We start from the raw sequence: 21,155 nt of genomic DNA, 5'->3' as shown, positions 1-21,155 counted from the left end.
ACCACGGGAGACCTCTTTCGATCGATGAAGGGCCGATTTGGCGGCGGCCCTGAGCGACGCATCGGTGTCTTAGTATGCGTATTCGCGTCGGTCTTTGATAGATCGTGTTGGAAACTGTTCGAACTGCGGTCGGCGGCTGTGCGTGGTCGCGGGCATCGGATACTGTCGCTGCACACACAGGCCGGGGGAGGGCGCGTGCGCAGTCTGTCGCTCACGCGGTTCGTCCGCGGCGTCCGGGCGCTCGCCCGCCGTCCCGGCTGGCTGATCGTGCTGATCGTCGGCCTCGCCGTCTCCGGCGGCCTGCTCGGTTACGGCGCCGCACACACCGACGACGGCCTCGCCAACGCCGCCCTCAACGTCGGCACCAGCATGCTCGGCGCCCTCATCACCGTCGCGATCATCGGCCCGATCATCCGCTACGTGCAGGAGGGCACCGTGCGCGAGCACGGCCGCCTCGACTACGGCTGGTTCAGCGACCAGGTCAACACCGCGACCCAGCACGTGCAGATCCTGACCACGTTCACCAACGTGCTCGACCACGCCGCAACCGACGCCTTCTTCCGCGGCGTGCGCGGCGCCCTCGCCCGCGGCGCCAAGGTGCGCATCCTGCTGCTGAACCCCGGCTCCATCGCCGCCGACCTGCGCCAGCAGGAGCTCGCCGGCGGCAACGTCGTGCTCTCGGTGCAGCGCGAGATCATGCGCAACCTGCGCCGCCTGTCCCGCTTCGTCGCCGACCTCGGCGAACGCGACCGGTCCGGCTTCGAGGTGCGCCTCTACGACGCGTCGGCCTCCATCACGCTGTACCGCTGGGACGACCGCGCCCTCGTGTCGTTCCTGCCCATCGGGCGCTTCTCCGAGTTCGGCGGCCAGCTCGAGGTCACCATGCGCTCGCCGCTGGGCGAGTTCATCCAGCAGCGCTTCGAGGAGCTCTGGGAGGACCGGGCCACCCTCGCCATGCCCGAGTTCATGGACGTCACCGTCACGATGGTCGAGGACGAGCACACCGCCCGGCAGCTGCAGGCCCGCTACGTCGAGCACGACGGCGACCACTACGTGATCCACACCGAGATCCTCGCCGCCATGGCCCGCCGCCCCGCCCGCCTGCAGGTGTTCCTGCGCGGCGACACCGCACGGTTGCACGACCTGTTTATCGTGGACAGCCAGGACCCGGAGCTGCACGAAGCGCTCCAACTCGCGTTCGTGGAGAAGTACGACGTGCAAGCCCACGCCTTCGTCGGCCTCCGGCCGGCCTCCGGTTGACGCCTTGACCAGGCTCGCCGTCATCGGCAGCGGCTCCCTCGCCCGCGCCACCTGCCTCGCGCTGCCGATCCCGGCCGACGTCCACGTCCTGGCCCGCAACCGCGCGGCCGTGCAGGACCTCTGCCACGTCGCCCAGCTGCGCGCCGCCGCGGCCGGGCGGTCCACCAGGTTCACGCCCGTCGTGCTCGACCCCGCCGCCCTCGCGACCGCTCTGCAGGCGCACGACCCGGCCGGGGTGCTCGTCGCCGCCTCGACCCAGTCGCCGTGGGAGCCGATCGACCGCCCCTCGGCCTGGACCGACCTGCTGCGCGCCGGCGGCCTCGCGGTGGCCCTGCCGTTGCAGGCCGAGGTCGCCTTCAAGGCCCGGCTGGCCGGCACCGGCGCGTGGGTCGTCAACGCCTGCCTGCCGGACCTCGTCAACCCCCTCCTCGCGCTGCTCGGCGCCCCCGTGCTCGCCGGCGTCGGCAACATCGGCATGCTCGCCACCGCGCTGCAGGACGACCTCGGCCTGCCCGACGAGTCGCGGCTGCACGTCATCGCGCACCACTACCACCTGCACGCGCCCGCCGACCCCGCCGACGAGGCCCGCGCCTGGCTCGACGGCACACCCGTCGACGGCGTCGGCGCCCGCCTCGCCGCGCAGCGCGGCGCCGACCGGCGCGGCATGAACGACCTCACCGGCGCCCTCGCCGCCCGGCTGCTCGCCGACCTCGCCACCGGCGTGGCCCGCGACACCCACCTGCCCGGCGTCGCCGGCCTGCCGGGCGGCCACCCGGTCCGCGTCGCGAACGGCACCGTCGCCCTGCGCCGCCCGCCGGGCGTGTCCGCGGCCGGCGCCGACGCGCTCAACCGGGCCTGGACGGCGCGCGAGGGCGTGTCGTTCGACGCCGAACGGGTACGGTTCGGCTCACCGGTCGCCGAGGCCCTCGGTCCCGTCCTGCCCCGATACGCGGAGGGCTTCGCGGCCGCCGATTTCGACGGGGTGCTCGCGGCGCTGCACGCGGTCCGCGACGAGCTGCGGGCCCGCCCGGCCGGCTGAAGGGAGAACGCGGGTGCCAACCTCCGTCGAGCTGCCGGTGCTCACCGGCAACCTGATCCTCGACTTCTACGACCGGATGCCCCAGATCGTCGCCCGCTGCGCGCCGGCCGCCGGCGGCCCGGTCGGATTCGCACTGCCCGACCTCGACGACGCCGTGCGCGGGTTCTTCGCCGCGGCCACGGCGAGCTGGCGCCCCCTGGGCGAGTACGGCGGCCACGGGATCACGCTGCTCGACCTCACCGGCAACCCGGGCACCCACACCACGAAGACCTACGCGTCGCTGCTCATCGTCGCCCGTGCGGTCGAGCACATCCGGCGTACCGGACGAAAGGTCCTGATCTTCTCCCCGACCTCCGGGAACAAGGGCGTGGCCCTGCGCGACGCCGTCCTGCGCGCCCTCGACGCGGGCCTGGCCACGCCCGAGCAACTGCGCGTGGCGACGATCGCGCCGAGCACCGGCCGGCACAAGCTGCGCGCCACCCGCCTGTCCGAGGACCCCGCCCTGCGCCGCCTCAACCCCCAGATGTCGTACTCCGGGACCGACCCCGAAACCGTCAAGTCCCTGGCCCGGGAGTTCGCTCGCACGCACACCCCCCGCGACGGCGTCGACGTCTGGTTCTCCCTCGACCTGGCCAACTACATGATCGCCGACGCGGCGCGGGCCCTGTTCGAGCACCACGTCGACCCGGCCACCCGCCCCCGGCTGCACGCACACGCGGTGTCGTCGGCGTTCGGCCTGCTCGGGTACCACGCCGGCCGCGACCTGCTCGAGTCAACCGGCGCCGCCACACCGGCGACCCGCCCGGCGAGCCTGCTGGTGCAGCACCTGGCGGCGCCGGACATGGTCCTGTCGCTGCGTCGCACAGCGCTGCCCGCCTACAGCCTCGACGAGGGCCTGTACCACCGCGAGGGCGACGACCCGCACTTCCCGGCCGTCACCTACGACCCGGCCGAGGTCCTCGACCCGACGTTCTACACGCACAACCCCCCGACGTCGCCGGCCATGAACGACCTGATCGCCCGCCACGGCGGCGACGGCATCGTGGTGTCCCTCGCCGAGTGCATCGGGCGGTACCCGCAACTGCGCGCCCGCCTCGCCCCCGCCGGCGTCGCCCTGCCCGCCGACCCACGCCGCCTGCACGAGTGGTCCACGGTCATGGCCCTGACCGGCGTGCTCAACGCCGCCGACCGCGCCCTGCTCGACCCGGGCCGCGACATCGTCGTGCACGGCACCGGCCACTACGCGGAGGGCATGTACGAGCCCCTGTGCGGCACCGCCCTGCACCCGGTCACGACCCCGGCCGACATCGCGGCGGCCCTGGAGGCCTGACGTCACCACCGTGGGTTACGACACGGGGGGTTGCATGGTTATGCATCGCGTCGTATATGCTTTCTACGTGTCCAAGGTTCTGAACTCCCTGCCTGTCGGCGAACGCGTCGGGATCGCCTTCTCCGGCGGCCTCGACACCTCGGTGGCGGTCGCGTGGATGCGCGAGAAGGGCGCCACGCCCTGCACCTACACCGCCGACCTCGGCCAGTACGACGAGCCCGACATCGCCTCGGTGCCCTCGCGCGCCGCGGCCTACGGCGCCGAGATCGCCCGGCTGGTCGACTGCCGCGCCAGCCTCGTCGAGGAGGGCCTCGCGGCCCTGGCCTGCGGCGCGTTCCACATCCGCTCCGGCGGGCGCGCCTACTTCAACACCACGCCGCTGGGCCGCGCCGTCGCCGGCACCCTGCTGGTGCGCGCCATGCTCGAGGACAACGTGCAGATCTGGGGCGACGGCTCCACCTTCAAGGGCAACGACATCGAGCGGTTCTACCGCTACGGCCTGCTCGCCAACCCGTCGCTGCGCATCTACAAGCCGTGGCTCGACGCCGCCTTCGTCGGCGAGCTCGGCGGGCGCAAGGAGATGTCGGAGTGGCTGCTCGCGCACGGGCTGCCCTACCGCGACAGCACCGAGAAGGCGTACTCCACCGACGCCAACATCTGGGGCGCCACCCACGAGGCCAAGTCGCTCGAGCACCTCGACAACGGCATCGAGATCGTCGACCCGATCATGGGCGTGCGCTTCTGGGACCCGGACGTCGAGATCCTCACCGAGGACGTCACGATCGGCTTCGCGCAGGGCCGGCCGGTCAGCATCAACGGCAAGCAGTTCGAGAGCGCCGTCGACCTGGTGCTCGAGGCCAACGCCATCGGCGGCCGGCACGGGCTGGGCATGTCCGACCAGATCGAGAACCGCATCATCGAGGCCAAGAGCCGCGGCATCTACGAGGCCCCCGGCATGGCGCTGCTGCACGCCGCCTACGAGCGGCTCATCAACGCCATCCACAACGAGGACACCGTCGCGGCGTACCACAACGAGGGCCGCAAGCTCGGCCGCCTGCTCTACGAGGGCCGCTGGCTCGACCCGCAGGCGCTCATGCTGCGCGAGGCCCTGCAGCGCTGGGTCGGCAGCGCCGTCACCGGCGAGGTGACCGTGCGCCTGCGCCGCGGCGAGGACTACTCGGTGCTGGACACCACCGGGCCGGCCCTGTCCTACCACCCGGACAAGCTGTCGATGGAGCGCAAGGAGGACGCCGCGTTCGGCCCCGTCGACCGCATCGGCCAGCTCACCATGCGCAACCTCGACATCGCCGACTCGCGCGCCAAGCTCGAGCAGTACGTCACGCTCAACGTCATCGGCAGCCCGCACCCGATGCTCATCGGCGCCAACCAGACCCCGTCGGCCGACCTGATCGGCGCGATGCCGGCCGGCGGCGCCGCCGCGATCACGGCCCGCAGTGCCACGACCGAGGACGACGACCTGCTCGACCAGGCCGCGATGGAGGCGGGCACGGACTGAATCAAGTGGAGGGTGCGCCCCGCTTGTCATGAGGTTGTCAACATCTCACGGCGTGTCGTTTGCTCTCGGCCCCGCGCGGCTGTGAACTGCGCGTCATGACCGATGCGCACGACCAGGGACTCACCCTCCACCTGATCACGCATGTGCCGGCCCACGAGCCGCGCGAGGAAGACCCCCACTACCACCTCTTCGAGCAGGTCAAGGCCCGGATGAAACGCCAGGGCCTGTGGCGCTGCGTGATCAACGACAACTACTGCGGCGGCAACGTCGAGCTGCACCACTCGCACATCGAGTTCTCCCAGGCCGGCGGCGTCGACATCGACAAGGTCAACCAGCAGCTCGGCCTGCACCTCGACGACGACGGCGACTTCCAGGAGTGGATCGAGTCGCCGGGCAACCTCGAGCCGCTGTGCGCGGTGCACCATCGCACGCACTTCGGGGTACACGTGATCCCCGGGCCGCTCTGGGAACCGCTGCGCTACCGGGCGGCGGACGTCAAGCCCGCCGCCGAGTTCATCCCGGCCGACGAGCTCGACGACGACGACCGCGAGACGGTCGTGAAGACCACCCGGACCACGACGGTGCGCCGCCGCCCGACGAAGTCCGGCGAGGTCGAGGTCGACAAGGTCGAGGACGAGAAGACCAAGGTCAAGGTCGTGGCCGGCCACCACACCGTCGAGGAGCACGTCGAACGGCACCATTCCGTGGACAAGGCGGCGGTACCGCGCCAGCGCGCACCGCGCCGCACCGAGCGCAAGGGCTTCTTCTCGCGCCTCTTCGGCCGCGACTGACTCCCGCTAGACCCGGGCGCCGGCCTGCTCGACAGGGGCCGGCGCCGCGTCCGGTGCCCGGGCCGGCCGGTGCAGCGCCACCACCGCCCAGCAGGCCGCGCTCGCGCAGGCCAGCACCACGATGGAGATCATCACCCGGTCCACCGACGTGCCGAGGTGCCACTCCAGCGGCATCGGCGTGATCATGTAGATGAGCGTGAACACGCCCCACTGCAGCGCGGCCACCGCCCACAGCCACAGGTCCCCGCCGAGGCCGAGCTCGCGCCTTCGCCGCCGCAGGAGCAGCAGGCCCAGCAGGGCGGCCGTCATGGCGTACACCATGATCCATCCGACCCGTCCGGCCATCGTCGCGAAGACGTGCGGGAACCGCCCCGCGGTGTCCGGGTCGCCGTGCAGCAGCGCCTCGAACCGCCCGCCGGCGAGCACGTCGGTGCGCGCCCCGAGCAGCCGGGCGAGCACCGACCACACGCCGGCGACGGCCACCGGCAGCCAGAACCACCCGATGCGCCGGATCTCCCGGCGGTACCTGACCGTGCCCACGACGGCCAGGGCCCCCGCCATGCTCATCCCCTCGTTCTTCATCAGCGCCGAGGAGCACGCCAGCAGCATCGCCAGGGGCAGCGTCGCGCCGAACGGTTCGCGGTGCAGCAGCAGGAGTACCACCGCGGCGGCGAACGCGGCGGCGCACATCGCGTCGCTGAAGCCCGCGGTCGGCACCATCCACAGCGGGCTCCACGCCGACAGCCCCACCGCGATCGCGGCGAGCCACGACACCGGCGCCGGCCCGAAGGCGGTGACGAGCCGCACGGCGTACACCACCGCCGCGACCGCCGAGAACGTCAGCGCGCCGGACACCATCGCCGCCGGGTAGAACTCGTGCGTGCCGAGCACCCGCCAGACGAGCGCGACCGGCGCCGAGGCGAGGGGCGGGTAGTCCTGGTGGCTGAACGCCAGCGCGCCGTTGCCGATCGCGTCGCGGGCGAAGCCGCCGCCCTGCTCGAAGTATCCCGCGTGCAGCCACCAGATCATGTGCGCGTCCCACAGCAGCGGCTGCTGCGCGAGCGGCAGCAGCGACGGCACCAGCGGCACGCTGACCAGCAGCGCGTCCCGCCACGACCCGTGCGGCACCGGCGGCCGCCCGCGCACCCGCCACGCCACCACCCAGGTGACCAGCGCGACGGGCGCGACCCAGGCCAGCAGCGGCCCGCCGGCCACGATCATGAGCAGCACCCCGCCCGTGGCCACGGCGGCACCGCCGAGCGGCGCGAACACCACGGCGAGCGGCAGCGCCCGGGTGACCGCGTAGGCCGGCGGCAGCCCGAGGGCGACGAGCAGCAGGATCCCGAGCGCGCCGGTCATGGGCTCGCCGGTTTCCGTTTCACGACCCGCACCCCGTGCGGCGCCGCCCGGTCGAACTCGAGCGCGACCTCGAGATCCCCGCCGCCGGTCACGACCACGATCCCGCGCAGCGTCGCGAGCTCGGTGACCCGCGCCCGCCACTCGGCGTCGGCCTCGGCGACGACGACCCGCGTCCGGGCCGGCACCTGCCGGGCGAGCTCGTCGCTGATGTACTCCAGCTGCTCGCGCAACTGCCGCCCCGAGGATGGCTTCCCGGCGTCGCGCACGACCTGGACCCCGGTCCGCGCCGAGTACACCGCGGGCCGCATGGCCTGCAACAACGCGGCCGCGCACAGCCCTGCGACGAGCAGCCGCACCGCGAGCTTCGTGCCCCTCGCCCCTTGCACGCGCCCACCGTAGACGCCGTTGGTGTGAGCGCGGGGCCAGGACCGCCGTACTGTGGCGATGGTGAGCGAGTCATCACCCCGCGTCGGGATCGGCGTCTTCGTGGTCCGCGGTGCCCGTTTCGTCATGGGAGAGCGCCGCGGCGCACACGGCGCCGGCACGTGGTCCCTGCCGGGCGGTCACCTGGAGTTCGGCGAGTCCTTCGAGGACGCCGCGGCCCGCGAGGTCCAGGAGGAGACCGGCCTGACGCTGCTCGACCTGCGCCCCGCGGCCGTGACGAACGACGTCTTCATCGCGGACGGCCGCCACTACGTGACCGTGTGGATGATCGGCACGTGCACCGACGGCGAGCCGGAGGTGCGGGAGCCCGACCGTTTCGTCCGCCACGCCTGGTTCGCCTGGGAGAGCCTCCCCGGCCCGCTGTTCCTGCCGTGGGTACAACTCCTGCGCTCCCCGTTCGCCGACGACGTCCGGCGCCTTATCGCGGCACGCTGAACCTCTCCGCGGCCCGGCACAGAGATCGAGCCGGGGCTTTATGAGCTTCGTTGTGGCTGGCTAGCCGCGCGCCGGTGCGTCGAGATCCTGGACGGTCTCGGCCGTGACGGCCTGCCGGATCCACACACCGAGCTGGTCGAGGTCGGTGCAGCCGGCGATCTCGTCACGGACCGCGTCCGGAACGTCGATCCCACGAGTGTCGAGAATCGCCAGGACCGCCATGGCCTCTCCGCGTGCCTGCCCACGGGCCTCTCCGGCGGCCTCGCCCTGGCTGAAGTATCGGCGGGCGAAATCGCTCGTGTAGCGGTGGCTCGTGGTGGTCATCAGTTCCTCCAGGCAGGGCACGGCGCGGAGCCTACGGCGCAGACCTCACGATCAGCCAAACTTGAGTCACGGATCGTGAATCAAGTTGGCGGGGGCGTTCAGGTGGGGCGGTGGGCGGCGATCGCCGTGCGGAGCTGGACGGGTGAGGCGCCCACCTCGCGCAGCGTGCACAGCTCGTAGCCGTTCACGTCCGAGCGGTACGGCCGCCCGGTGCGGGCCGCGCCGTCGCGGGGGCCGAGGTGTGTGCGTACCACGAGGCTCAGGGGCAGCCCGGGCGGCGCGACCAGCACCTCGCTGATCTCCGGCCACGGTAGCGACAGGTCCTGGATGCCCCGGCCCCAGCGAATGCGGCGCATGTGGATGCCGCGGCCGTCGATGAGCAGCAGGTCGGGCCGGCCGGCTCGGGCCAGGTCGCCGATCATCACCAGGAAGGCGCCGACCAGGAGGGCGATGCCGAACGCCTGTGCGCCGGGCGGGGTGGCGTTGAGCGCCGAGGCGTGTGCCGTGGCGTACCAGATGCCGCCGATCAGGGCCGCGGCGGCGACGGCGGCGCCGGTCAGCTTCGGGCCGCGGGCGCCTTGCGTGCGGAACGCGGGCGTGGACGCGGGCGTCGCGTCGGGGGTGGATGCCTTCGGCGTGGTAGGCGGCGGGGGTTCCTGAGGGGTTGCGGGAGCCTTGGGGCGGCTGGGCATCTGGTGTACCGCACCCTCGGCCACGATGAGCTCCGGCTGCTCCAGCACCGTCGGCGGGCCGCCCATCGCCCGGTGCAGCAGCGTGGCCACCAGTGGGGTGCGCGTGGCGCCGCCCACCAGCAGGATGCCGTCCAGGTCGGCGGGGGAGAGGGCCGCGCGGCGCAGCAGGCCGAGGGTCTGGTCGACGGTGAGGGCCAGCACGGGCGCGGCGGAGCGTTCGAACTGCTCGCGGGTGAGGTGTGCCTCCTGCTCCAGCAACGGTACGGCGACCGTCGCCGACGAACGCCGCGACAGGCTCTCCTTGGCCAGGCGGGCGTTGTCCCACAGCAGGCGGAAGTGGCGGCGGTCGGCGGGGGTGGCGGGCGTCGACAGGCGGGCCCACGCCGGCGGGTCGCGCTCCTCGACGGCCCGGCGGACCAGGTCGACGACGAGCGCGTCGAGGTCCTGGCCGCCCAGGTCGGGCGTGCCGTCGGCGGCGAGGATCTCCACGCCCTCGTCGGTGTCGCGTACCAGCGCCACGTCGAAGGTTCCGCCGCCCAGGTCGTACACGAGCAACGGTTTCCCGCTCTTGTCCCGGCCGGACAGTGCCTGGCTCGCGGCGGCGACCGGCTCGGGCAGCATGGCCGGCGCGGCGAAGCCCGCGGACTCGGCGGCGGCGCGCAGCGTCGCGCGGCGGGTCGGGCCCCAGCCGGCGGGGTGGGTGAGCACCACGTCGAGGTCGGCGCCGCCGCTCACCCGGGCGGCCTCCTCGGCCACGCGGCGCAACGTCGCGGCGATCGCCTCGGTGACGGGCACCTGGCGGTCGCCGAGCAGCAGGGTGCCCGCGTCGATCTGGCGCTTCGGGTGCGGCTCGTGCCGCGCCGGCTCGGAGCGCGCCGCGGCGTGGGCGTCCTGGCCGGTGAGCAGCGTGCCGTCCGGCTCGGCGTAGATGGCGGAGGACAGCAGCGGCGAACCGTCGAAGGTGAGCGGGCGCGGGGTCTCGCCGCCGGGGCGGGACAGGACGGCTACCGTGTGTGACGATCCGTAGTCGACGCCGAGCCGCCAGGCGATTCCAGTCACCCCTGCATCGAACCAGATGAGCATCGAACGGGATGAGTCGGTGGTTGGTGCGGGCGCGCCGGGGTAGATAGGGCCGGTGGAGATGGACGAAGCGCGAACCATGCAGGTGGACTGGGCCTCGCGCCGCCTGGTCGTCGAGGTCGACAGTCCGTTCGAGGACGCGGTCGCGCGGTACGAGGCCGCCGTGCCCGCCTATCCGGTCGAGCGCGTCGAGCGGCTCGTGGCCGAGCACGCCGAGTGGCCGGCCATGCTCGAGCTCACCGACGAGGTCGCCGAGCACGGGTTCATGATCTATTGGAAGATCGACCTCGACCCCGTCATGGGGCTCGCCGGGGACGACGCGCACTGCGCCGCCTACCTCATGGGCAACCATACGATCGCCGAGAAGATGTTCCGGCACGATCCGGCCGTGATGCTGTACGCCCCGTTGCGCACGGTCATCTCGCAGGCGCCCGACGGGCCGACGCTGTTCTCCACGGACCAGCCCAGCCGGCAGTTCTCGTCGTTCGGGCGCATGGACATCGCCACCGTCGGCGTGGAGCTGGACCACAAGCTCGCCGGGCTGCTCGAGGCCCTCGACATGCCGGTGCCGGACTGCCTCACCGCCGCCTGACGCGCGCTACGCGGCGCGCGTGATCTGGTCGTGCATGCGCCGGCGGGCCAGCTCCATGAGCAGGCGCCGGTCGCTGCGCGGGTCCGTCATCGTCGGCGCGATGGGCTCGCCGATGACGATGACCATCGTGGGCCGGCGCCGGACCAGGCGCCGCAGGCCGGTGGGCGGGGTGAACCGGATCGACAGCGGCACCACGGGCACCCGCGCCTGTGCCGCCAGGTGGAATGCGCCCTGCTTGAAGTCGCGCAGGCTCGTGTCGTACGGCTTCAGCTCCCCCTCCGGGAAGAAGTGCACGACGCGTCCCTGCGCGAGGAGGAGCTCCATCTCCGAGAAGAAGCTCGGCAGTCCGGCGGGCGTCGGCGGTACCGCAACGCCGCCCAGCAGTCGCACCAGCGCGCCGTACCATCGATGCTCGAGGTTGATCGGCGCCGCCGTGAACACCGGCCGGCGGGGGAACAGCGCCAGCCCGACGAGCACGCTGTCGAGCAGGTGCACGTGGTTGCAGACGGTGAGCGCCCCGCCGCCGCGGGGCAGCCGGGTCTTGCCCTCGGCGCGCACGCCCAGGATCACGCGCGTCCACAGGAACAGCAGCGGGATCGCGACCGCGTAGTAGAACGCGTTGGACAGCATGCGGTACACCCGTCCGGCGTACCCCGCGGGCACCTCCGGCGCACGGCCCGCCCGCGCGTACACCCGCTCGATCGCCCGGACGCTGCGTTCGACCCGGTACAGCTCGGCGAAGCGCACGTAGTCCTTCGACGCCGCGGCGAGCCCCTCCGGGTCTTCGATCCACCCGTCGATGCGCTCGGCGAGCGACGCGGCGTCGCCGGAACGGAACAGGTTGGCGGGCGAGAGCGCGAACTGACCGGTGGCGCTGCGCCTGCTGTCGGAGATGACCGGCACGAGCCCGCACGAGAACGCCTCCAGGCACGACACGCCTTCGATCTCGACGTCGGAGGCGTGCACGTACAGGTCGCAGTCGCGGATGAGCTCGGCGAGATCGTCCTGCGTGTAGTAGCCGAAGCGGGCCGGGTTGGGCAACCTCGCCGCCATCCGCCGCAGGCGCTTCTCGCGGGGCCCGTGCCCGGCGAAGTACAACTGGATCCGCCCGGCGTGCCTCGACCTGCGCGCGGCCCGGATCAGCACGTCCTGGCGTTTCTCCGGCGACAGCCGCCCCACCATGAGAATGCGGAACGGCTCGTCGTCGCCGCGTGCCCGCGCCGCTGCGGGCCGGAAGCCGGCGCCGACGCCGTTGGAAATCACATGCAGTCGCGCACGGTACCCGTGCTGGCGCAGCTGCGCCGCGATGAACGTCGACGGGCAGTGGATGTCGGTGAACCGCCCGTAGAAGGCGACCCGCAGCAGCAGGTACACCAGGTGCGCCGCCGGCGGGAACCAGCCCAGCCCGATGTTGTACGTGATGTTCTCCGGCTGGATGTGAAACGCCGCAACGGCGGGCACTCCCAGCCGCCGCGCGATCCGCTCGGCGGCCCGCCCCAGGGGCCACGGCTGATAGATGTGCACGACGTCGGCCCCGGTGATCGCCGCGACGAGCACCTCACGCACCGGCTTGGCGAACACGGTGTTCTGCCGGTGCGCGAGCCCGCTCGCGATCGGCACCACGAGCTCCGGCACCCAGTACATCTCGGGCCCGCCCGCGTCCGGTTCGCCGGCCTCCCCGCAGGCGACGACCCGCACGGTATGCCCCCGGGCGATGAGTGTGTCGGCAAACCGCATCGCGGACACCGTGGTCCCGTTGTTGCCGACGTTGAACGTATCGATGACCAGGGTAATGATCATCGACGCCCCTGGCCCGCCGGCACATGACGACAGGACCTACGACACGTCCAAGGGGCGCGGCACTGACAGTGCCCGGCGTCTACAACCACGACGAACATGCGGACATCCCCGACCGAAACAATTGATCAGCACGCTATCCAACACGTATCGGCGGGTCAATCTTCCCGTACCTCATGAATCGCTCACAACGGCCGGTCGGCTACCGTGCCACCATCAGCTCCGGGCAGGTGGACCGGTAGTGCCCCGGCGTACGGCAGTTCCCGCAGCGGCGCTGCCGGGCGGCCTGCCGCCCGGCAGCGACCGACGGTGCCTCGTCCGCGCGGAGGTCGTCGAAGTATCCCGGCACGCCCAGCGCGGCGGCCGCCGCCCGCAGCTGCTTCAGCTCGTCGACGGTCAGCACGTCGTCCTCGAAGGCGGCTTCGCGCATCGACTCGAGGAACCGCTGGTTGAGCGCCGCGACCTGCGTCGAGCCGAAGCCGGCGGAGCCCGCGAGGCCGGCCAGGGCCCGGGCCTCGTCGCCGACGATACGCCCGTCCGCGAGGGCGTCGGACAGGCACGACAGATAGCGCTCGGCATCGGCGTCGCCGGCATCGGCTGCGCTCATCGGCAACCGGGCGAGGATCGACGACATCCACCCGTCGGTGCCGCGGCGGATTCCGGCCGCGCGGGTGCGCGGGCGGACGGGGGTCGTCGGCGGCAACCGCAGCGCGACGCTGTCGTGGGGCGGGCACGGGTAGCCCAGCGCGTCCCGCTGCAGCGCGAAGAGACGCGGCATGAGGGCGGCGACCGCACGGACGTCGCCCAGCGCGGCGTGCGCGTCCGGCATCGGGATGCCGGCATGCCGCGCGAGCGTCGACAGCTTGTGGTTGGGCGTCCGCATCACCTGCCGCGCCAGCCACAGGGTGCACAAGGCCGGCACCGGACCCATACGGAGCCCGGCGCGTTCGAGCTCCGCTGCCAGGAACCGCTCCTCGAACGCGGCGTTGTGTGCGACGAGCACGCAGCCGTCCAGGCGGCGCACGACCTCCGCGGCGATGTCCCTGAAGCGCGGGGCGTCCTCGACCGCGTCGTTGGTGATGCCGTGGATGAACACCGGGCCGGTGTCGCGCCCTTGCGGGTTGACGAGGGTGGCGAACTCCTCCATGATCCGTCCGTTCGGCTCCACCCGCGCGATGGCGATCTCCACGATCCGATCACCGGCCGCGGCGCAGAGCCCAGTCGTCTCGACGTCGATGACCGCGAACGGTCCCGCGTGCGCGCGCAGCGCCGGGCTCCTCGACAGCAACCCGGCGTATGCGAACAGCGGGCCACGCCGGCCGGGTGCGGCGAATGCGGCGGGTGCCGCCTGCCTGGGTGCCGTCTGCTGCCTGGGAGCGGTCTGCACCGCCGGGGCACGGTGCTGCGTGAGCGGCGCCTGCGTCCGGGGCGGCGCGATCGGCGGCGCCATCGGCGGGCGGAGCGCCCCGGCCAGCCACTGTGCCGCGTCCAGCCGGGAGCAGTCGACGATCCACCAGAGCCCAGTCCGCGACGTGATTTCGAGCCTGCCGTACAGCATGACCGGCAGTTGCCGGTTGTCCCTGAACCGGCGGTCGGGCCCGCCCTTGACGTTGACGTACTGCCACGTCGTGTCGACCTGCCGCCCGTCGCGGGGCACCGGGCCCGATTCGATGAACCGGCTCGCGTCCGCGCTGACGCGCAGGTCGGCGTAGGTCACGTCGCTCCAGCGCTTCCCGGAGCGCACCAGGACGCGGTCGGGCAGGAAGAGCAGCGCATCGTCCCCGCACGACAGCGTGGGCACGTCGATGTTCGTCGTGAGCGTCGCCGGAGGGGCCAGCGCGAAGCGGGCGGAGGCGCGGGTGACCAGGTTGCCGGCCCCGCTGTTGACCTTGCGCTCGTGGGTGTCGTGAATCGCGCCCGACTGCTGGATCCGCCAGGCCCCGCCGAGCGTGCCGAGCGCGGGGAAGCCGTTGGTGAGGGTGCCGAACCAGTCCGCGACGGCGCCGTCGACCTCGTAGAACGCGACGACCGTGCGCTTGGCCCGCTCCCACTGCCACACCCACGCCACCGCGAACGGCCCGGCGAGCAGGATCGCCGCCGCCAGCGGCGGGACGACCGCCGTGAGCAGCATCGCCACGAAGAGCCCGGCGGCGACCCACGGCCACAACAGGTGGCGCGCCTGCGCCGTGTTCAGCTGCGCGACGAGATCGCCCGGACCGGTCGGGTCCAGCGCGGCGGCGTCCCGGCCGGTCGTGTCCTGCATGGGCACCGCGCCGCCGACCGGCGGGTTCGACGGGACCTGTGCGCCGGCAGTAGTCCGGCGGGCCGGCCGTCGCCCGCCGCCGGCGATCGTGGCGCGATAGCGGATCCCGCCGATGCCGACGCTGACATAGTTGCCGCGCGGGCCCGATCCGATCCGGAATCCCGGAAGGCCCGCGCTCATGCTGATGCCACGGGTCGAAAGCCCTAACCGGAACGGCCCGGCGCGCAGGCTCGTACCGATGCGAAGTCCCACCAGCAGCCCTCTCCGACGAGGATGCCGGCCGTTTGGTCGGCCGCGTCACCGTACGACCTGAATCGCCGTGAAGCCCTCGGACCGCCGGCCGGATTGCGCAGCTCAGGGGTGGTCCCCGGGCAGCCGTGCGGCCATGCCCACCGGGCGTTCGGCCGACGCATTCCGCGACGTTCTTTGCGCGCGGTGTCACGGTCAGCGGGGCAGGAACACCAGCCGGTCGCGGATGTTGCCCAGCTGGGCGGGCGTGATGCCGGCGCAGTACACCAGGATCTCGTCCGGGGAGCTGAAGCCGCCGAGGCGCTCGCGGGCGTCCGCGATCTGTTCGGCCGTCTCGGCCGGTAGCCGCAGCTCGTGGGCGAGCACCGCGCTCGGCACGTTGTTGACGTCCACGAGGCCGCCGTCGTCGTACTGGCGGTACAGGTCGGGCCGCCCGATCAGCAGCTCGCCGGCGAGCGCCGGGTTCGACGCCAGGAGCGCGCGGGCCTGCTCGCGCCTGGCGAGGCGGTCCTGCGCCGCGGCCAGGACCGGGTCGACCGGGTGGGACTGCCGGCGTCGCCCGGATTTGACGATCCGCTCGAGGATCGCGGTGTGTACCGTGCCGGCCAGCCAGCTGACCAGCCAGGCGGTCGAGATGACCGCGTCGAGCGGGCCCGTCGAGTTGTCGTCGGTGAACTGGGCGCCCACGAAGAAGACGATGAAGAGCGCGCCGTAGACGGCTCCGGCCGCGATGTGCCCGCGGCTGCGCAGCCGGGCGCCGCCGTAGACGACCATCGGGCCGCTGCCGGCGCCGAACGTGAGGAGCGGAATCAGGAACCACCACGGTAACCGCCGCATGGACCCACGGTAGGGATCGACCATCACGCTCAGGTGACAGTGTGGCCGCGGGTCGGATGGCCGACCCTGGCGCGGTGAGCTGTTGGCGGCACGCGGGCACCGGCTTCTGCTCAGCGCCGGCGTCCACGCGCCGAAAGGAAGCTTGCTCTCGCGACCGGACGGGTTCGTCCGGTGGCCGGATCAGGTGCCCGGCGAGCGGTACTCGACGTTCTGCCGGACCGCCTGGTCGACGTCCGCCGGGCTGAGCAGCGCGACGGTCCTGGTGGTTGCTCCACCGGATGCACCGACCGCCAGGGCGACGGCCGCGGCGGCCTTGTTGTCCGGCAGTTCGCAGATGACGTGGGTGTCGTTGTCGCCGAAGCAGAAGTCGAACGACTCCAGTCGCCCGCCGACGCTTTCGGCCATCTTCCGGACGGCCTCGACTCGTCCGCTGCCCCCTTCCTTGAGCAGCCCGCGAAGGCCGTCGAGCGTGAAGGTCCCCTGGATGAGGAATCTGGGCATGGAGATCACCCCCTCAGTACCGAGGGTAATCGCCCGTGGCCCGGTCCGGGCTCACTGCTGTGGCCGGATCAGAACCTTGCCTGTGGTACGCCGGGCCAGCAGGTCGGCGACCGCGCGCCCGGTCTCGTGCAGCGGGTACTCGGCCCCGGCCTGCGGCCGCAGCACCCCGGCGGCGACGAGGCCGAACATCTCCCGCAGCGGCCCCTCGTATGCGCCCGGCACCTCCAGCGCCGGGCGCAGCCAGAAGCCGGCGACGCTCAGGTTGCGCTCGGCGAGCTCGCCCGGGTCGACGGCCGGGCGCCCCTCGCGCGAGGCGTTGCCGAACGTGACCAGGCGCCCGAACGCGCCGAGCACCTCCAGCCCGGCCGAGAACACCCGGCCCCCGATCGACTCGAGCACCACGTCGACGGGGCGGCCGCCGTTCGCGTCGAGGACGCGGGCGGCGTACCCGTCGGCGGCGCCGTCGACGGCCGCGTCGGCGCCGAGGGCCATCGCGAGCTCGCGCCGCTGCGGGGTGGACGCCGTGGCGATGACTCGGCCGGCGCCGAAGTGCCTGGCCAGCTGTACCGCGAGCGAGCCCACGCCGCCGGCCGCCGCGTTGACGACCACGGTCTCGCCGGGCCGCACCCGCGCGCTGTTACGCAGCACGTGCCACGCGGTGAGCCCCTGCACGAGCAGCGCCAGCGCCGCGCCGTCGGGCACCTCATCGGGTACCACCACGGCATCCTCCGCCGCGACCAGCGCCCGCTGCGCGAACCCGCCGCCGCCGAACACGGTGGCCAGCACGCGCCGCCCGGCGGGGTCGGCCCCGACCACCTCGGTCCCGGGCACGAACGGCAGCTCGGGCGCCGGCCGGTAGGTGCCCGCGATCCGCCCGACGTCGGCGAAGTTCAGCCCGGCCGCGTGCACATCGACGAGCAGCCGCCCGTCGTCCGGCACCGGCTCGGGCACCTCCACCAGCTCGAGGACCTCGGGGCCGCCGAACCGGGCGCATTGGATGGCTCGCATGATCGCCAACGTAACCGGCCGGGGTGGGGGCGCGACCCAAACGGCCGGGTGGCTGTCGCGCGTGTCACGTGGTGTCGCCTTGGGCGATCACATAACGTAGTCAGCCGTGCAATCGCGTTCCACGAGCCTCGGATGAGCTCCGGTCTGTACCGCAGCGCGCACGCCGCATCGGATGGCACGCCCCCGGCGGTCGAGGACGGCGTGACCCTGATCTCGGTCGACGGTCAGCTCCCGGGGCAGGAGCCGGAGCCGTCCGCGCCGGCCGTGACCGCGGCCGTCGGCGGCGACGGCGGCACGGCCGGTCACAGCGCGGTCATGGCGGTCGGCAGCCTGGTCAGCCGGATCATCGGCTTCGCACGCAACGCGCTGATCGGCATGACCCTGGGCGCCGGGATCGGCGACGCCTACACCAGCGCCCAGTTCCTGCCGGGGCAGATCTACGAGCTGCTGCTCGGCGGGATCCTCTCCAGCGTGCTGGTTCCGCTGCTGGTCCGGCGGCGCAAGGCCGACCCGGACGGCGGCCTGGAGTACACCCGGAAGCTGCTGACCTTCGCGGTCCTCTCGCTCGGGGTGGCGACGCTGCTGGTGGTGGCGGCCGCGCCGCTGATCACGGCGGTCCAGTCGAGCGGCAGCACCTCGGTGGGGTACCACGACCTCGTCACGCACTTCGCGTACCTGATCCTGCCGATCATCTTCTTCACCGGCCTGTCGGCGCTGATCGGCGCGATCCTCAATGTCGGTGGCCACTTCGCGGCCCCGATGTGGGCGCCGATCCTCAACAACCTCGTGGTCATCGCGACCTGCGGCGTCTTCGTCGTCGTCTTCGGCACCGCCAAGGGCCTGCGGCCCGAGGACATGAGCGGCGGGCGCATCGCGCTGATCGGGCTGGGCACGCTGTTCGGCATGGTGGTGCAGGCGCTCGGCCTGCTGCCCGCGCTGCGCAAGGTCGGCTTCAGCTGGCGGTGGCGCTGGGATCCGCGCTCGCTGGGCCTCGGCGAGATCGGCCGGCTGGCCGGCTGGATGCTGTGCTACGTGGCCGCGAACCAGGTGGCCGTGTTCGTCGTGGTCCGCCTGCTGAGCCGGGTGGCCGGCAAGAACAGCGCCAGCGTGCTGGCCTTCAACAACGTCTTCCTGCTGACCATGATGGCGCACGGCATCATCGGCGTCTCCGTGATGACCGCGCTGCTGCCGAAGATGAGCGCGGCCGCCGCCGAGGGCCGGTATGCCGAGGTGAGCGCGGACCTGAGCCGCGGCATCCGGCTCACCGCCGCGGCGCTCGCCCCGATCGCGGCGATCTACGGCGTGCTCGGCGCCCCGATCTCGGTCATGCTCTTCCAGGGCGGCGCCTACGGCAACGACGCCGCCCTGGCCACGGGGACGGTGCTGGTGGTCGCCGCGTTCGCGGTGCTGCCGCTCTCGATCAGCTACCTGTGCACGTATGCGTTCTACTCGCTGCAGGGCAACAGGACGGCCGCGCTGATCAACCTGCCGGTCGTGGCGGTGCGGATCGGCGCGTACGTCGTGCTGGCCGCGGTCCTGGACAAGTCGCTCTCGGCGGCCGGCATGACGGCCGGCAACGCCCTGTCCTACCTGGTCTCCGCCGTGATCTCGCTGGCCGTGCTGCGCCGCCGGATCGGCCGGCTCGACCTCGGCTCGATCGCGCTCGGCCTGGGCAAGGTGCTCGTCGCGGCGGCGGTCGCGGCCGCTCTCGGGCTGCTGGTGGTGCACCTGATGCCGGGCGCGGGCGCCCCCTCCGGCCGAGGCGAGGCGCTGCTGCAGCTGCTGGCCGGAGGCACCACGGTGGTCGCGGTCTACCTCGCCGTGGCCACGTTGCTGGGCGTGCGCGAGGTGAGCCAGGTGGCGGGGATGGTACGCCGCAAGCTCGGCCGGTAGGCGCCCGAAGGCCCGGTCCGGCATCGCGACCCATGCGGCCTTCGAATGGTGTGGCTTCGTGACGGGGGTCACGCCTGGGCCGGGATTGCTTCAAACTCGCAGCAAGTTATAGATAGTGTGCTTCGAATTCGGAGCATCTATCGAAGACTCGAGCGAAGGCAGGCTCAGCCATGAAGGCAGTGCGTTTCCACGAGTACGGCGACCCCGGCGTCCTGCGCTACGAGGACGTGGAGCAGCCCGTCCCCGGTGCCGGGCAGGTCCGGATCCGCGTCGCCGCGACGACGTTCAACCCCATCGACGGCAACATTCGCGCCGGCTACATGCGCGACCCCTTCCCGGTGGTACTGCCGCACACGCCCGGCATCGACGTCTCCGGCACGGTCGACGCGCTGGGCGAGGGCGTGGACGGTATCGAGGTCGGCGGCGAGGTCATCGGCTTCCTGCCCATGGTGGAGGACGGCGCGTCCGCGCAGTACGTGCTCGCGCCGGCCGAGATCCTGACCCCGGCGCCCACGAGCATCCCGCTGCCCGACGCCGCCGCGCTGCCGTCGGTGGGCCTCACCGCGTGGCAGGCGCTCTTCGACCACGGCGGCCTGACGGCCGGGCAGCGCGTGCTGATCAACGGCGCGGGCGGAGCGGTCGGCGGCTACGCCGTGCAGCTGGCCAAGCGCGCCGGCGCCCACGTGATCGCCACGGCCGGCCCGCGCAGCCGCGAGCGCGTCACGACGGCGGGCGCCGACGAGGTCATCGACCACACCACCACCGAGGTGACGGCGGCGGTGACCGAGCCGGTCGACGTCGTGCTCAACCTCGCGCCGATCGACCCGGCGCAGCTGGCCGCGCTGGTCGGCCTCGTCCGCCCGGGCGGTGTCGTGGTGAGCACGACCGTGTGGATGGCCGCGCCGGCCGACGAGGAGCGCGGCGTCCGCGGCGTCGACGTCTTCGTCCGCAGCGACGCCGAACAGCTGTCGCGGCTGGTGGCGCTGGTCGACCGCGGCGAGCTGCGCGTCGACGTCGCGGAGCGGGTGCCGCTGGCGCAACTGCCGGCGCTCCACGCCCGGGCGGCCACGCTGTCCGGCAAGGTCATCGTCCTTCCGCCCGCCGCCTGACGGCCAAGGACGCAGCGATGTCATGCAACTTGGACTCCGAAGTCGCCGCCGCGCCGGCCCCGATGGCCGAGGCGATGGCGGGGGCTTACATCGAGGTCGGTCAGCTCGACGTCTTGCGCCCGGCGCGGGGTCTGGCGGACCGGGGCGGGGCGGCGCGCATGTGTTCGCGGACGCGTCCGAGCACGTCGCCCAGCACGGCGAGGTCACCGTCGGACATCGCGTCGAACAGCAGGCGCCGGATGCTGTCCACGTGTCCGGGCAGCACCCGGGCGACCAGGTCGCGGCCGGCTTCGGTGATGGACACGATGACGCTGCGCTCGTCGTCCGGCGACGGCGAGCGGGTGATGAGGCCGCGCCGGTCCAGCAGGCCCGCCTGATAGGTGAGCCCGCTGCGGCTGTACACCACACCGTCGGCCAGATCGGTCATCCGCAGCCTGCCCTCGGACGCGTCCACGAGGCGGGCGAGGATCTGGAACTGCACGTAGCTGAGGTCCCCGTCGGCGCGCAGGTGTTCGTCGACGGCGTACTGGAGCAGGCTGCTGACCTCCATCAGGGCGAAGAAGGCGGCCAGCTGCTCGGTGTTCAGGCCTGCTGGTGCCGGGCCTGGTGTCGGGTCGCTCACACCGCTCACCGTAC

19 protein-coding genes are annotated in these 21,155 nt (G+C 72.7%); 9 read left to right on the top strand and 10 right to left on the bottom strand.

Translation table 11 applies throughout. The features are described 5' to 3' along the window. Window positions 1-195 precede the first annotated feature (195 nt). From ABD901_RS08595 to ABD901_RS08575, 5 genes are all read left to right on the top strand, one after another. Window positions 196-1,260: a hypothetical protein gene (locus ABD901_RS08595; RefSeq protein WP_345123071.1), complete on the top strand. Its 1,065-nt coding sequence runs from the start codon at window positions 196-198 to the stop codon at window positions 1,258-1,260. Window positions 1,261-1,264: 4 nt separating this feature from the next. After that, a complete protein-coding gene (locus ABD901_RS08590; protein WP_345123069.1) occupies window positions 1,265-2,299 on the top strand; it encodes a potassium transporter TrkA in 1,035 nt (344 codons plus the stop codon). A 13-nt stretch (window positions 2,300-2,312) separates the two neighbouring features. After that, window positions 2,313-3,629: a DUF6002 family protein gene (locus tag ABD901_RS08585; RefSeq protein ID WP_345123067.1), complete on the top strand. Its 1,317-nt coding sequence runs from the start codon at window positions 2,313-2,315 to the stop codon at window positions 3,627-3,629. Between the two features lie 67 nt (window positions 3,630-3,696). Then, on the top strand, window positions 3,697-5,145 hold the full coding sequence (gene argG / locus ABD901_RS08580) for an argininosuccinate synthase (protein WP_345123065.1): 1,449 nt from the start codon (window positions 3,697-3,699) through the stop codon (window positions 5,143-5,145). 95 nt (window positions 5,146-5,240) lie between these two features. Next, on the top strand, window positions 5,241-5,936 hold the full coding sequence (locus ABD901_RS08575) for a hypothetical protein (protein ID WP_345123063.1): 696 nt from the start codon (window positions 5,241-5,243) through the stop codon (window positions 5,934-5,936). A 6-nt stretch (window positions 5,937-5,942) separates the two neighbouring features. On the opposite strand, the gene ABD901_RS08570 is transcribed toward ABD901_RS08575, so the two are convergent. Together ABD901_RS08570 and ABD901_RS08565 are read right to left on the bottom strand one after the other, a co-directional pair. Then, entirely contained in the window at window positions 5,943-7,295 is a 1,353-nt protein-coding gene (locus ABD901_RS08570; RefSeq protein ID WP_345123061.1) for a hypothetical protein, read from the bottom strand. Next, window positions 7,292-7,681: a nucleoside/nucleotide kinase family protein gene (locus tag ABD901_RS08565; protein ID WP_345123059.1), complete on the bottom strand. Its 390-nt coding sequence runs from the start codon at window positions 7,679-7,681 to the stop codon at window positions 7,292-7,294. Before ABD901_RS08565 ends, ABD901_RS08570 begins: the two co-directional genes overlap by 4 nt. Before the next feature lie 61 nt (window positions 7,682-7,742). Between ABD901_RS08565 and ABD901_RS08560 the strand changes: the two genes are divergently transcribed. Next, window positions 7,743-8,174, top strand: a complete 432-nt coding sequence (locus ABD901_RS08560; protein ID WP_345123057.1) for a nucleotide triphosphate diphosphatase NUDT15 — start codon at window positions 7,743-7,745, stop codon at window positions 8,172-8,174. A gap of 60 nt (window positions 8,175-8,234) precedes the next feature. On the opposite strand, the gene ABD901_RS08555 is transcribed toward ABD901_RS08560, so the two are convergent. Both ABD901_RS08555 and ABD901_RS08550 read right to left on the bottom strand, forming a co-directional pair. After that, window positions 8,235-8,498: a hypothetical protein gene (locus ABD901_RS08555; protein ID WP_345123055.1), complete on the bottom strand. Its 264-nt coding sequence runs from the start codon at window positions 8,496-8,498 to the stop codon at window positions 8,235-8,237. 98 nt (window positions 8,499-8,596) lie between these two features. Beyond that, window positions 8,597-10,249 (bottom strand): Hsp70 family protein, encoded by a 1,653-nt coding sequence (locus ABD901_RS08550; protein ID WP_345123053.1) that lies wholly within the window; start codon window positions 10,247-10,249, stop codon window positions 8,597-8,599. Window positions 10,250-10,331: 82 nt separating this feature from the next. Here ABD901_RS08550 and ABD901_RS08545 point away from each other — a divergent pair, with 82 nt between their 5' ends. Next, the gene (locus tag ABD901_RS08545) at window positions 10,332-10,862 is read left to right on the top strand and encodes a DUF302 domain-containing protein (RefSeq protein ID WP_345123050.1); all 531 of its coding nucleotides are present in this window, start codon (window positions 10,332-10,334) and stop codon (window positions 10,860-10,862) included. Window positions 10,863-10,868: 6 nt separating this feature from the next. Here the strand turns inward: ABD901_RS08545 and ABD901_RS08540 are convergent, their stop codons facing one another. The 5 genes from ABD901_RS08540 to ABD901_RS08520 form a co-directional block, all read right to left on the bottom strand. Next, window positions 10,869-12,662, bottom strand: coding sequence for a glycosyltransferase (locus ABD901_RS08540; RefSeq protein WP_345123049.1), 1,794 nt, complete (start codon window positions 12,660-12,662; stop codon window positions 10,869-10,871). 199 nt (window positions 12,663-12,861) lie between these two features. Beyond that, window positions 12,862-15,174, bottom strand: a complete 2,313-nt coding sequence (locus ABD901_RS08535) for a DUF4236 domain-containing protein (RefSeq protein ID WP_345123047.1) — start codon at window positions 15,172-15,174, stop codon at window positions 12,862-12,864. A gap of 192 nt (window positions 15,175-15,366) precedes the next feature. Next, window positions 15,367-16,008, bottom strand: a complete 642-nt coding sequence (locus tag ABD901_RS08530; RefSeq protein WP_345123045.1) for a ComEA family DNA-binding protein — start codon at window positions 16,006-16,008, stop codon at window positions 15,367-15,369. A 180-nt stretch (window positions 16,009-16,188) separates the two neighbouring features. Continuing rightward, window positions 16,189-16,509 (bottom strand): GYD domain-containing protein, encoded by a 321-nt coding sequence (locus ABD901_RS08525; RefSeq protein WP_345123044.1) that lies wholly within the window; start codon window positions 16,507-16,509, stop codon window positions 16,189-16,191. Window positions 16,510-16,560: 51 nt separating this feature from the next. Continuing rightward, complete coding sequence (locus ABD901_RS08520) at window positions 16,561-17,517, bottom strand: quinone oxidoreductase family protein (RefSeq protein ID WP_345123043.1); 957 nt, start codon at window positions 17,515-17,517, stop codon at window positions 16,561-16,563. Window positions 17,518-17,649: 132 nt separating this feature from the next. Here ABD901_RS08520 and murJ point away from each other — a divergent pair, with 132 nt between their 5' ends. Together murJ and ABD901_RS08510 are read left to right on the top strand one after the other, a co-directional pair. Then, window positions 17,650-19,410, top strand: coding sequence for a murein biosynthesis integral membrane protein MurJ (gene murJ, locus ABD901_RS08515; RefSeq protein ID WP_345123042.1), 1,761 nt, complete (start codon window positions 17,650-17,652; stop codon window positions 19,408-19,410). Between the two features lie 170 nt (window positions 19,411-19,580). Beyond that, the gene (locus ABD901_RS08510) at window positions 19,581-20,519 is read left to right on the top strand and encodes an NADP-dependent oxidoreductase (protein ID WP_345123041.1); all 939 of its coding nucleotides are present in this window, start codon (window positions 19,581-19,583) and stop codon (window positions 20,517-20,519) included. A 100-nt stretch (window positions 20,520-20,619) separates the two neighbouring features. On the opposite strand, the gene ABD901_RS08505 is transcribed toward ABD901_RS08510, so the two are convergent. After that, window positions 20,620-21,141, bottom strand: coding sequence for a MarR family winged helix-turn-helix transcriptional regulator (locus tag ABD901_RS08505; RefSeq protein ID WP_345123039.1), 522 nt, complete (start codon window positions 21,139-21,141; stop codon window positions 20,620-20,622). Between the last annotated feature and the right edge of the window lie 14 nt (window positions 21,142-21,155).

The organism is Dactylosporangium darangshiense, assembly GCF_039537565.1.
Taxonomy (GTDB): domain Bacteria; phylum Actinomycetota; class Actinomycetes; order Mycobacteriales; family Micromonosporaceae; genus Dactylosporangium; species Dactylosporangium darangshiense.
This window is presented reverse-complemented; position numbering and strand designations above follow the sequence as displayed.

Coding starts and splice junctions, on each gene's coding strand:
- ABD901_RS08575 (WP_345123063.1), top strand. CDS start 5,241: ATGACCGATGCGCACGACCAGGGACTCACCCTCCACCTGATCACGCAT.
- ABD901_RS08570 (WP_345123061.1), bottom strand. CDS start 7,295: ATGACCGGCGCGCTCGGGATCCTGCTGCTCGTCGCCCTCGGGCTGCCG.
- ABD901_RS08555 (WP_345123055.1), bottom strand. CDS start 8,498: ATGACCACCACGAGCCACCGCTACACGAGCGATTTCGCCCGCCGATAC.
- ABD901_RS08545 (WP_345123050.1), top strand. CDS start 10,332: ATGGACGAAGCGCGAACCATGCAGGTGGACTGGGCCTCGCGCCGCCTG.
- ABD901_RS08540 (WP_345123049.1), bottom strand. CDS start 12,662: ATGATCATTACCCTGGTCATCGATACGTTCAACGTCGGCAACAACGGG.
- ABD901_RS08530 (WP_345123045.1), bottom strand. CDS start 16,008: ATGCGGCGGTTACCGTGGTGGTTCCTGATTCCGCTCCTCACGTTCGGC.
- ABD901_RS08525 (WP_345123044.1), bottom strand. CDS start 16,509: ATGCCCAGATTCCTCATCCAGGGGACCTTCACGCTCGACGGCCTTCGC.
- ABD901_RS08520 (WP_345123043.1), bottom strand. CDS start 17,517: ATGCGAGCCATCCAATGCGCCCGGTTCGGCGGCCCCGAGGTCCTCGAG.
- murJ (WP_345123042.1), top strand. CDS start 17,650: ATGAGCTCCGGTCTGTACCGCAGCGCGCACGCCGCATCGGATGGCACG.
- ABD901_RS08510 (WP_345123041.1), top strand. CDS start 19,581: ATGAAGGCAGTGCGTTTCCACGAGTACGGCGACCCCGGCGTCCTGCGC.